Annotated in this window: 2 protein-coding genes; both read left to right on the forward strand. The window is 59.7% G+C overall.

The window, feature by feature from the left end; genetic code table 11:
- A partial coding sequence (locus tag ACOCD2_RS17965) for an ABC transporter ATP-binding protein (RefSeq protein ID WP_305800302.1) occupies nucleotides 1-971 on the forward strand: 971 nt, incomplete at its 5' end.
- Complete coding sequence (locus ACOCD2_RS17970; protein WP_293647904.1) at nucleotides 968-1,948, forward strand: ABC transporter ATP-binding protein; 981 nt, start codon at nucleotides 968-970, stop codon at nucleotides 1,946-1,948. The genes ACOCD2_RS17965 and ACOCD2_RS17970, both read left to right, overlap by 4 nt.
- Nucleotides 1,949-1,972 lie beyond the last annotated feature (24 nt).

Genomic DNA, 1,972 nt, shown 5'->3' on the forward strand with positions numbered 1-1,972 from the left:
CTAAGATGCCGCTACTTGAAGTCAACAATCTGCGCACGGTCTTCCACACCAATGATGGTGAGGTCTACGCGGTCAACGATCTCTCTTTCAGCCTGGAGAAGGGCGAGACTCTGGGTGTGGTGGGCGAATCCGGCTCGGGCAAGAGCCAGCTGGTCCTGAGCATCATCAACCTGCTGGCCAGCAACGGCCGCATGGAAGGCAGCATCCGCTTTCAGGGTAAGGAACTGGTAGGCATGAAAACCAGGGACATCAACCGCATCCGCGGCGACCGCATCGGCATGATCTTCCAAGATCCCATGACCTGCCTGAACCCCTACCTGACCATCGAGCGGCAGATGACCGAGGTGCTCATGCTGCACCAGGGACTGAACCGGGCCGATGCCCGCAGGCGCAGCATCGACATGCTGGATGCCGTGCATATCCCGGACGCCGGTAACCGTATCGGCCGCTATCCCCATGAATTCTCCGGCGGCATGCGCCAGCGGGTGATGATCGCCATGGCACTGCTGTGCCACCCGGATCTGCTCATCGCCGACGAACCGTCCACCGCACTGGATGTGACGGTACAGGCCCAGATCATCCAGCTCATGAATGAACTGCAGCAGGAGTTCGGCATGAGCATCATCATGATCACCCATGATCTCGGTGTCATCGCCGGCATCAGCGACAATGTCATGGTGATGTACGGTGGGCGCATCTGCGAGCAGGCTCCGGTCTATGAACTGTTCGAGAATCCCCGCCATCCTTATACGCAGGGTCTATTGCAGTCGGTACCGCGACTGGATACCGCCGGCGACGCCAAACTGCACAGTATTCCCGGCAACCCGCCCAATCTGCTCCAGCTTCCTCCCGGCTGCGCCTTCGTCGACCGCTGCCAGAAAGGCATACCGGTCTGTGATCGGCAGCAGCCTCCCCTGCTGCAAATCAGCCCCGAACACCGCGTCGCCTGCCACCTGGAGAACCTTCCTTGACCACCCTGCTGCATGTCGACGATCTGAAGGTTCACTTCCGTTTGCCGGGAGAAGGCGTGCTGCGTCCGAAGGCAAAGATCCTGCGGGCGGTGGACGGCATCAGTTTCAACCTCAAAGCCGGCGAGACACTGGGGATCGTGGGCGAGTCCGGCTGCGGCAAGTCCACCCTGGCCAGGGGCATTCTGGGACTGGTCAGCATTACCGCAGGCAACGTGTGGCTGGCCGGTACAGAGCTGGGGCATCTGGATATGCGAAGCTTGAGAAGCTACCGGAAGAACATGCAGATCGTTTTCCAGGATCCCCTCGCCTCCCTCGATCCGCGCATGACCGTCAGCGAAATCATCGCCGAACCGCTGCAGGTTTTCGAACCACGTCTGGGCAAGGAGGCACGCAGGAAAAAAGTGCAAAGCATCATGGAGCAGGTGGGACTGCTGCCCAACCAGATCAACCGCTACCCTCATGAATTCTCCGGTGGACAGTGCCAGCGAATCGGCATCGCCCGGGCCCTGGTGCTCAAACCCAGTCTGCTGGTGTGCGATGAACCCGTCAGCGCACTGGATGTCTCCATACAGGCACAGATCATCAACCTGCTCCTGGACCTTCAGGAAGAGATGAACCTGTCCATGCTGTTCATCGCCCACGACCTGAGCGTGGTGAAACAGATCAGCCACCGGGTCATGGTCATGTACCTGGGAAAAATGGTGGAAACCGCCAGCAGGGATGAGCTTTACCGCAATCCCAGCCACCCGTATACACGTGCACTGATCGATGCCATTCCCATTCCCGACCCGGTCATCGAACGCAACAAGCATTTCTCGCCGCTTCAGGGCGATCTGCCCTCCCCGCTGTCGCCACCCAGTGGCTGCAGCTTTCGCACACGCTGCCCCAGGGCAACCGATGTGTGCGCGACAGAAGCTCCCGTACCCCGGGAAATCATCCCTGAACACTGGATAAGCTGTCATCATCCCGGATATTGACCCGGCACCAATATAGGTGCCGGG

Origin of the sequence: Thiolapillus sp., assembly GCF_048562965.1 — a bacterium.
GTDB lineage: Bacteria > Pseudomonadota > Gammaproteobacteria > Chromatiales > Chromatiaceae > Thiolapillus > Thiolapillus brandeum_A.